Origin of the sequence: Microcystis sp. LE19-131.1A, from assembly GCF_027532015.1 — a bacterium.
Classification (GTDB): Bacteria; Cyanobacteriota; Cyanobacteriia; order Cyanobacteriales; family Microcystaceae; genus Microcystis; species Microcystis ichthyoblabe_A.
Map to the genome: position 1 here is coordinate 1 of NZ_JAPZSS010000270.1, position 7933 is coordinate 7933.

Sequence of the window (7933 nt, forward strand, 5' to 3'; positions counted from 1 at the left end):
ATAATACAAGGTTAATCAAAGGAAGTCAAGCTGTATCCTTAACAAGGGAATAGTCAAACTAGGAGCCGTGTGATGCGAAAGTCTCACGCACGGTTCTGAATGGGAGGGGAGGTCGGTGACGACCTTCTCGACCCCTAATAATATAAACTTAAAACTACCATGGTATTAACTCCGACAATTGGCGAAAAATCCTATAATCGTCAGGATTGGCAAAAAGGCTATCAATCCCAACCTAACGAGTACGATTACGAGGTAGAAGATATCGAGGGGCAAATTCCCCCCGATTTACAGGGTACAGTCTTTAAAAACGGCCCTGGTTTACTCGATATCGCTGGCACGGCGATCGCTCATCCCTTCGATGGAGATGGTATGATCAGCGCGATTAGCTTCAATCATGGGCGTGTACATTATCGTAATCGTTTTGTTAAAACCCAAGGTTATCTCCAGGAACAGAAAGCGGGAAAACCCCTTTATCGCGGTGTTTTCGGCACGAAAAAACCGGGGGGAGTTTTCGGCAATGCTTTTGATTTGCGTTTGAAAAATATTGCTAATACTAATGTTATCTACTGGGGTGATAAATTACTGGCACTTTGGGAAGCGGCCGAACCCCATCGCCTCGATTCTAAAACCCTTGATACTATTGGTTTAGACTACCTCGATGGTATCTTGGAAAAAGGCGATGCTTTTGCCGCTCATCCTCGCATCGATCCCGCTTGTATTTTCGATAATCATCAACCTTGTCTGGTAAATTTTGCCATTAAAACGGGTTTGTCGAGTGCCATTACTCTCTACGAAATTAGTCCCACGGGTAAGTTATTACGTCGTCATACCCACAGCATACCGGGCTTTTGTTTTATCCACGATTTTGTTATTACTCCCCACTACGCTATCTTTTTCCAAAACCCGGTTGGTTATAATCCTTTTCCCTTTCTTTTTGGGTTAAAAGGTGCGGGAGAATGCGTTATCAATCAACCGGACAAGTTAACTAAGATTATTATTATCCCCCGGGATCCTAACAAAGGAGAAGTGAAAGTTTTAGAAACTCCATCGGGTTTTGTCTTCCATCATAGCAATGCTTTTGAACAAGGGGAGAAAATTTATATTGATTCTATTTGTTATCAATCCTTACCACAACTGGATTCAAATAGCAATTTTCAATCGGTAGATTTTGATAGTTTAGCTCCCGGACATCTGTGGCGATTTACACTAAATTTATCAGAAAATACCGTTACAAGAGAATGTATTCTAGAGCATTGTTGTGAGTTTCCCAGCATTAATCCTGCAAAAGTTGGTCGAGATTACCGTTATTTATACATCGCTGCCGCTCATCATGCCACTGGTAATGCTCCTTTGCAAGCAATCTTAAAACTGGATTTATTAACGGGAGAAAAACAATTACATTCTTTTGCCCCCCGGGGATTCGCAGGTGAGCCAATTTTTGTGCCTAAACCCGATGGAATCGCTGACGATGATGGTTGGTTATTGGTAGTCACTTACGATGCAGCCAATCATCGATCGAATATGGTAATCTTAGATGCTAAAGATATCACTAATTCCCTAGCAGTTATCCATCTTAAACATCATATTCCCTACGGGTTACACGGTAGTTGGACTAGACAATGTTTTTAAGTTAATTCTGTGGGGGTGGATTGAAAACCCACCCTGACTAAACTTTACTCTTGAGAGCCTTCTTGTAGTAGCCAAAAACCAGCGAAGGATTCCGATTCAGGGTTAGATTGAATGGCTAAAAAATGCAGATTATTGGCTTTTTGTTTAGCTTCTTCAAAGTTTTTGGCTTCCTTTAAAGTCTCGGTATTAGTGACGTTGACGAGAATCCAGCTATCACTAGCACCCGTTTCTAAACGTAGCACGGGACGGGAACCAGTTTCTAACTTTAAATAGGCCATTTCTAACCCTGACATCCAACCAGCTAGGGGTAAAGCGCGGGGGGAAAAAATAACTAAACCGGGGATTTTTAGATTCTCATCTAATCCCATCCCCAGTATAGGCAAATTTTCTCCGAAGCTAATATCCCAATCTTTTATATCATGAAAAGAAGACAATTCTAGCGTGACAAAAGCCCATTTATCGGCCTTATCTCCCCGGACAGCATCGGGAAGGGGAACAGCATTTAAAGGGGGATAATTCACGGAAGCAGTTTTAGTTAAATTTTGATCATAACCAACTTCTTGGGGATAGAAATTAACCATTCTTTCTTCTATCCATCTCGTTAAAGCATGAGTGCGACGACTAGGGGAAGCGGGAATACCGATATCCTCGCAAGCTTTGCTAATCATGTTATTCATCTGACGACGGAAAAAGCGAATTTTTTTGGGAGTTACCCCCGCTGCCTTGATAGCTGCAGTAATTGCCTCTGATAACCATTGGGAATTAACCATCGTATTAGGACAATAACTGGCATATTTAAATATTGTATCGGAGGAGCGATCGATTGTTACTGGAGTTTCACAGATTAACAATTCCCATCTTTTTTTATTATTTTCATCCACCACCGGCCGCGAATAAAAATCAAGTTCCCAAATAGTCATATTTTTTTCAGTTATCAGTTATCAGTTATCAGTGATTCAGTTATCAGATTTGAGTTTTCAGTGAACAATATTAAGTGGCAAGTTCCGAGATGTCTTTTCACTGATTACTGTTTACTGATTACTGTTTACTGCTCACTGCTCACTGAAAAATTCCCTATCCCCGACAACAGTACGAACGCGGTAGATAGGACGTTTTTGGGATTCATGGTAAGTTCGCATCAAAATTTCTGCCAAAAGACCAAAACAGAGTAATTGTACCCCAGTTAAAAAGAATAACACAGCCAGGATTAACAAAGGTCGATCGCCGATTTCTTGTCCGAAACCGAGTTTGAGAATAGTCAGATAAGTGCCTAAAATAATCCCCACTACCATGGATAACAGTCCGTAGAGTCCAAAAATGTGCATCGGACGGGTGAGGAACTTTTTCATAAAAAAGACAGTAAATAAGTCCATAATCACGCGAATTGTGCGACCTAAACCATATTTACTCTGTCCGAACCGTCTAGCGTGGTGATTAACGGGAATTTCGGTTATTTTTGCCCCTTCAATAAAAGCTAACGCGGGTAAAAAGCGATGTAATTCCCCGTAGAGATTCATATCGGCGATTAATTCGGCTCGATAGGCTTTCAAAGAACAACCGTAGTCCTGTAATTTGACCCCTGTTACCTTTGCTATCAGCCAATTAGCTATTTTTGAGGGTAAAAGCCGTTTTACCCGGTCATCTTGGCGATTTTTGCGCCAGCCACTCACGAGGTCATAACCTTCCTCTAATTTGGCCAATAATAGGGGTATATCATTGGGATCGTTCTGTAAATCGCCGTCGAGGGTAATGATGACCCGTCCCGTGGCATAATTAAATCCGGCAGCCATAGCCGGGGTTTGTCCGTAGTTGCGTCGCAATATTACCGCCTTGAGATCATCGCGATTTTTGGCTAAATTAGTTAAAACCTCGGTGGAACCGTCCTTAGAACCGTCGTCAACACAGATAATCTCGTAGTTAATTCGATAAGAACGCAAAATCGAGGCGATACTCTCCACGAGATGGGAGATACTGTCCACTTCGTTATAAATGGGAACCACTACCGATAAAGTCTGGGTGGCAGCCTGCGGGTTGGGTTCATTGACACTGATGGACGGTGTAATCGGGGACATAGTTGACTGACGTGGGGACGTTCTGGGGCGATTGTATCACAATTCAGTTATCAGTTATCAGTTATCAGTTATCAGTCATCAGATGTGAGTTGTCAGTTCACTGATTACTGTTTACTGTTCACTGTCCACTGTTCCCTGAAAATACCCCCCACTTCCCACTTCCCATTATCCACTCCCTGTTCCCTGTTCACTGCTCCCTGTTTGCTTTTTGGCTAAAATTGCCTGACGAAAACCTAAGACGACGAGAATATTGGAGAGGGTGAGGAAAAGTTCGGCGCTGCCGTGTAACCAATCGACGTTGGCTAATTCTTGACCATAGTGGATTTTGGCGTAGATACCGGCAGGAATGGTGATAAAAACGAAGATTAACAGCACATAAAAGCCAATTAGGGCTAAAAGAGGCATTTTTCCCGAACGAGTGACAAACCAAAGAAACCCCAGATAGGGAAACAGGGAAATGGCAAATAAACTGTCTTTATTCATTGTTAACGCTAATTTTACTGGAACGCCACAGCCACCAACCGGCAGCACAGAGGGTAAAATTTCCTAAGACAGTCATGGCTGCCTGTAGGGTGACTAACCAGGATAAGGCACTGATATTATCAAAAAAATGCCATGTACAGGCACACATGGCCCCAATTAAAGCGGGTAACATCCCCCAAGATAACATTCGCCACGATCGATCGCTACTGATGTCGCTATAGGTCCAGACTAACCAGATTGCCGCTATCCATTCTACGACACTCGATACATGAACCATCCACGTCGGTATTGATAAAGCATTCATTTTTTTACAGTTATCAGTTATCAGTGGGTAAGTTATCAGTTATCAGATTTGAGTTTTAAGTGAGCAGTATTAAATAGAAGTTTCCTACTCTCTTATCTCGTTCCCATGTTCTACCTGAAGGATACTTTAAGAGCCTTAAATATTGTGTGTCAAGGCAGAGCCTTGGCACCAGCAAAACTTTCTAGCCATTGAATTACCTGTTGAGCTAAACTAACATTGTTTAATCGATCGATCTCGCGAATGCCGGTGGGACTGGTGACATTAACTTCCGTCAGATAGCCACCAATCACATCTAATCCGACAAAATATAGGCCATCTTCTCGTAATTTTGGGGCTAAAGTGGCACAGATTTCTAATTCTCGATCGCTGATTTCTGTTTTTGCTACTCGTCCACCCACGGCCATATTACCGCGAAATTCTGAACCGGTGGGAATGCGATTAACTGCCCCGATCGGTTCACCATTGAGGACAATAATGCGTTTATCTCCTTCTTTGGCAGCTGGTAAATAATCTTGAATCATTACTGGTTCTTGTCCCCATTTTGTGCTAATTTCAATCATTGAATTGAGATTGCGATCTTCGGGACTAAGAAATAAAATTCCCTCCCCTGCTTTGCCACCTAAAGGTTTCATAACTGCCGCCCCTTTTTGGTTGACAAATTCCCTAATCGTCGCTTTATCTTGGGAAACAATTGTGGCGGGCATTACCTGAGCAAAGTGAATCGTGTATAACTTTTCGTTGGCATGGCGTAAACCCCTAGTTGAGTTAATTACTTGAGTTTTTTGGGGGTCGATCAGGTCTAATAAATAGGTGGCATAAAGATAGGCAATTGTCACGGGTGGGTCTTTTCGCATCCAGACAAAATCGAAGTTTTCTAGGCAGGAAAAAACTGTCTCTTGTCTTTGATACCATTGAGATATAGCCTCCCAATGATTATCTTTTAACTCCACAGGAACCAGTTCAATTTTAGTTAGTTTTGCCCAAGCTTTTCCCGCAATCGCACTGAGATCGGTGATGGAAGTAATCCAAATTTCATGGCCTAATAATTGGGACGCTTCCATGATAGCTACACTGGTATCATGGCCCGGATCTAAATACTCGATCGGATCGATAATAAAGGCTAGTTTCATTAATAGTTTTTATCCTTAATTCTGCAACAGGGGAGCTAAACCACCACTTCTCTCTAAAGCATAGATGTCATCGCAGCCCCCGATGTGTTGATCGTTTATAAAAATTTGTGGTACACTTGTACGACCATTGGCTCGATCGGACATTTTGGCTCGCGCTTGTTCATCACCATCGATACAATATTCGGTAAACTCCACTCCTTTTTTCTTGAGTAATGCTTTAGCGCGGATACAGAAAGGACAGGAACTCCAAGTATAGATCTCAACATTAGCGGCCATAAAATTTATCTCCCTTCTTTACATATCTTAAATTTTAGCCGATAACCGAGCAGTGATCTTCCTTCAGGTCAGAAAACGCCAATTAGGGCGATTCCACCGATATATTCCTTGTATTTCCCATTCTTCACCGTTTTGAAAGCGAATACGGCAACTAACAGGGGGGGAGTCATCCTCACTTTCATTTACTTCTATTACCTCACAGGGAAACCAGTCGCAACTATCGGCAGCGTCTGCGGGAATCCATTCCCATAATCCATTAGACACCTCGATCGCATCTCCTACCTGTAATTTTTCTCTGGTTAACCTTAATTTTTGTAAATATTCTTGCCAATGAATCGGTTTTATGCTATTCAACCAAGCCAAGCCATACTGATCGCGGATAAATTGTACCGCACCGGAAGGGCGATCGTTAAGCCAATCATTGAGGAGGGAACTTTTCCAAGCTAAATTTTCCCGTTCTTGTTTGAGGATAAATTCCAGTAAAATCTCCCTTTGCATAGATGTTAATTCATCTAGGGGATTGCCATCAGCGAGGGAATTTCGCTCAAAAAACACCTCTAACAAAATTTCTTTTTGTTGTTGATTGAGAGGACAGGATAAAGCCTCACACTGGAGAAAAGCCGCTTTGAGAGTGGTTTCAATCTCATCTCGATCCATGAGAGTCCTAAAAAAGCTGATTTCAAAGGGTGACGATCCACGATAATCTAAGTATTGGGGAAATCATACCGTAAAATCACTCATCTATGACACCACGCTCGCTCACCGTTTTGCTCCTTTCTGTTCTTTTCTGGCTGTCTAGCTTGCTTATCATCCCTACTGCTCAAGCTTTGACCCCAATTCAACTATTAGATGTATCTTACAAAGACTGTCCCCCCGAATTAGCCGAGGGGAGTGTCACCAGTGGGGGAACCAGTTTTCCGGCTAATTGTTTTTTAATCACTGGCAAAGCTAAAAATAATTCTGGAAAAACCGTCTATGATGCCGATGTTTTTGGTCGGATTTACGATGCTAACGGGGAACCAGCTTTACAAAATCGTAGCCGAGTCGGGGCGATTCCCGAAGTGCCGCCGGGGATTAGTGATTTCGAGATCAGAATTTCTGTTTCTACCAATCAACCAACCCCCTTGCGACTGGAAAAATTCAAAGCTTCCGGTTTTACCAGTAGTGTGGATCCGCGGATTTAGAAACCGCTGCTGACCAGACTGCTGGCCCCTGTGGCTACGACACTCTGAACAACGTTGAGCAGCAGGAAAGCGAGGATCGGGGACAAGTCCATCCCGCCTAGGGGTGGGATAATCGAGCGAAAGAGGTTTAAATAGGGATCGGTAATCGGACTGAGAAAAGACATAATCTGATAGGCCCAACCGGCATTTTGGAACCAAGTCAGTAAAACCCTAACAATTAGGATTACCGAGTAAATTTGTAGGAAATTGTTGATTATCGTCAAAATAAACCCTATATCGCTCATAAATAAATCTTTCCTCAAGTAAGGCGTGATGGTTAGTTTAGCTTTGATCTTACCAAAAAAATCGTCTTTAGTTACTCTCGCCGTCCTATCTTAGTGGTTTTAACCAGCTATCGGCATTCCTCCCGGTTGACGGACACCGGGTAAGAAAACTGAATACAGTAGTTATCTTAATAGTGAGGTACGCAGTTTTCCTTTTGGGGAGACTCCGATTATTCAAGTAGTTTTTCCATAACCTTTGTATTCTCTGCATAAGTGAGATGCTCCCGAGTATTTACCGAATCACTACCTCTCAGGAGTGATAGGCAATTGATTAATAGCGATAATTGCCGTGCGATAAAGCAAGGGAAGAAAATAGACTCCTTCTGGTTAATCTGACCTTAACTTTGCTCCAAATCCCTCTAAAACAGTGATACCAGCGGAAGGGGATAATATCCACAAACGAGGGGCATTGTCTTCATTGTAACTCTGATTTTCCCGTTTAGCTTGTCTTTGCAGTTCGGCTAAAATCGTCAAAAGTTTCGCTAAACAATTACGAATCTCGCTACGGTTGGGAGGATTGCGATAGGGTTCA

The 7933-nt window shown here is 42.5% G+C and carries 10 protein-coding genes and 1 pseudogene; 2 read left to right on the forward strand and 9 right to left on the reverse strand.

Features of this window, described 5'->3' with window-relative positions:
• Positions 1-159: 159 nt before the first annotated feature.
• Positions 160-1629, forward strand: coding sequence for a carotenoid oxygenase family protein (locus O9323_RS19030; RefSeq protein ID WP_288125586.1), 1470 nt, complete (start codon positions 160-162; stop codon positions 1627-1629).
• Positions 1630-1673: 44 nt separating this feature from the next.
• Here O9323_RS19030 and O9323_RS19035 read toward each other — a convergent pair whose 3' ends face one another.
• From O9323_RS19035 to O9323_RS19065, 7 genes are all read right to left on the reverse strand, one after another.
• Positions 1674-2549 (reverse strand): Tab2/Atab2 family RNA-binding protein, encoded by an 876-nt coding sequence (locus O9323_RS19035; RefSeq protein WP_002753274.1) that lies wholly within the window; start codon positions 2547-2549, stop codon positions 1674-1676.
• A 132-nt stretch (positions 2550-2681) separates the two neighbouring features.
• A complete protein-coding gene (locus O9323_RS19040; RefSeq protein WP_288125587.1) occupies positions 2682-3701 on the reverse strand; it encodes a glycosyltransferase in 1020 nt (339 codons plus the stop codon).
• A 165-nt stretch (positions 3702-3866) separates the two neighbouring features.
• On the reverse strand, positions 3867-4184 hold the full coding sequence (locus O9323_RS19045) for a DUF3593 domain-containing protein (RefSeq protein WP_287232778.1): 318 nt from the start codon (positions 4182-4184) through the stop codon (positions 3867-3869).
• Complete coding sequence (locus O9323_RS19050) at positions 4177-4488, reverse strand: DUF2499 domain-containing protein (RefSeq protein ID WP_061430498.1); 312 nt, start codon at positions 4486-4488, stop codon at positions 4177-4179. The genes O9323_RS19045 and O9323_RS19050 overlap by 8 nt, the downstream gene beginning before the upstream one ends.
• A gap of 149 nt (positions 4489-4637) precedes the next feature.
• Entirely contained in the window at positions 4638-5618 is a 981-nt protein-coding gene (gene gshB / locus O9323_RS19055; protein WP_288125588.1) for a glutathione synthase, read from the reverse strand.
• A 15-nt stretch (positions 5619-5633) separates the two neighbouring features.
• Entirely contained in the window at positions 5634-5894 is a 261-nt protein-coding gene (gene grxC, locus O9323_RS19060) for a glutaredoxin 3 (protein ID WP_002753278.1), read from the reverse strand.
• A 63-nt stretch (positions 5895-5957) separates the two neighbouring features.
• Positions 5958-6551 carry a hypothetical protein gene (locus O9323_RS19065; protein WP_002753279.1) on the reverse strand — a complete coding sequence of 198 codons (594 nt, stop codon included), beginning with the start codon at positions 6549-6551 and terminating at the stop codon, positions 5958-5960.
• 86 nt (positions 6552-6637) lie between these two features.
• On the opposite strand from O9323_RS19065, the gene O9323_RS19070 reads away from it, so the two are divergent.
• The gene (locus tag O9323_RS19070) at positions 6638-7078 is read left to right on the forward strand and encodes a hypothetical protein (RefSeq protein ID WP_002753281.1); all 441 of its coding nucleotides are present in this window, start codon (positions 6638-6640) and stop codon (positions 7076-7078) included.
• On the opposite strand, the gene O9323_RS19075 is transcribed toward O9323_RS19070, so the two are convergent.
• The gene (locus tag O9323_RS19075) at positions 7075-7362 is read right to left on the reverse strand and encodes a YggT family protein (RefSeq protein WP_002733084.1); all 288 of its coding nucleotides are present in this window, start codon (positions 7360-7362) and stop codon (positions 7075-7077) included. The two genes, O9323_RS19070 and O9323_RS19075, sit on opposite strands and share 4 nt — an antisense overlap.
• A 288-nt stretch (positions 7363-7650) precedes the next feature.
• Positions 7651-7933: pseudogene (locus O9323_RS19080) on the reverse strand (hypothetical protein); the annotation flags it as partial.

Excerpts from the sequence above, each read along its gene's own strand:
- O9323_RS19030 (WP_288125586.1), top strand. The coding sequence starts at position 160 with ATGGTATTAACTCCGACAATTGGCGAAAAATCCTATAATCGTCAGGAT.
- O9323_RS19035 (WP_002753274.1), bottom strand. The coding sequence starts at position 2,549 with ATGACTATTTGGGAACTTGATTTTTATTCGCGGCCGGTGGTGGATGAA.
- O9323_RS19040 (WP_288125587.1), bottom strand. The coding sequence starts at position 3,701 with ATGTCCCCGATTACACCGTCCATCAGTGTCAATGAACCCAACCCGCAG.
- O9323_RS19045 (WP_287232778.1), bottom strand. The coding sequence starts at position 4,184 with ATGAATAAAGACAGTTTATTTGCCATTTCCCTGTTTCCCTATCTGGGG.
- O9323_RS19050 (WP_061430498.1), bottom strand. The coding sequence starts at position 4,488 with ATGAATGCTTTATCAATACCGACGTGGATGGTTCATGTATCGAGTGTC.
- gshB (WP_288125588.1), bottom strand. The coding sequence starts at position 5,618 with ATGAAACTAGCCTTTATTATCGATCCGATCGAGTATTTAGATCCGGGC.
- grxC (WP_002753278.1), bottom strand. The coding sequence starts at position 5,894 with ATGGCCGCTAATGTTGAGATCTATACTTGGAGTTCCTGTCCTTTCTGT.
- O9323_RS19065 (WP_002753279.1), bottom strand. The coding sequence starts at position 6,551 with ATGGATCGAGATGAGATTGAAACCACTCTCAAAGCGGCTTTTCTCCAG.
- O9323_RS19070 (WP_002753281.1), top strand. The coding sequence starts at position 6,638 with ATGACACCACGCTCGCTCACCGTTTTGCTCCTTTCTGTTCTTTTCTGG.
- O9323_RS19075 (WP_002733084.1), bottom strand. The coding sequence starts at position 7,362 with ATGAGCGATATAGGGTTTATTTTGACGATAATCAACAATTTCCTACAA.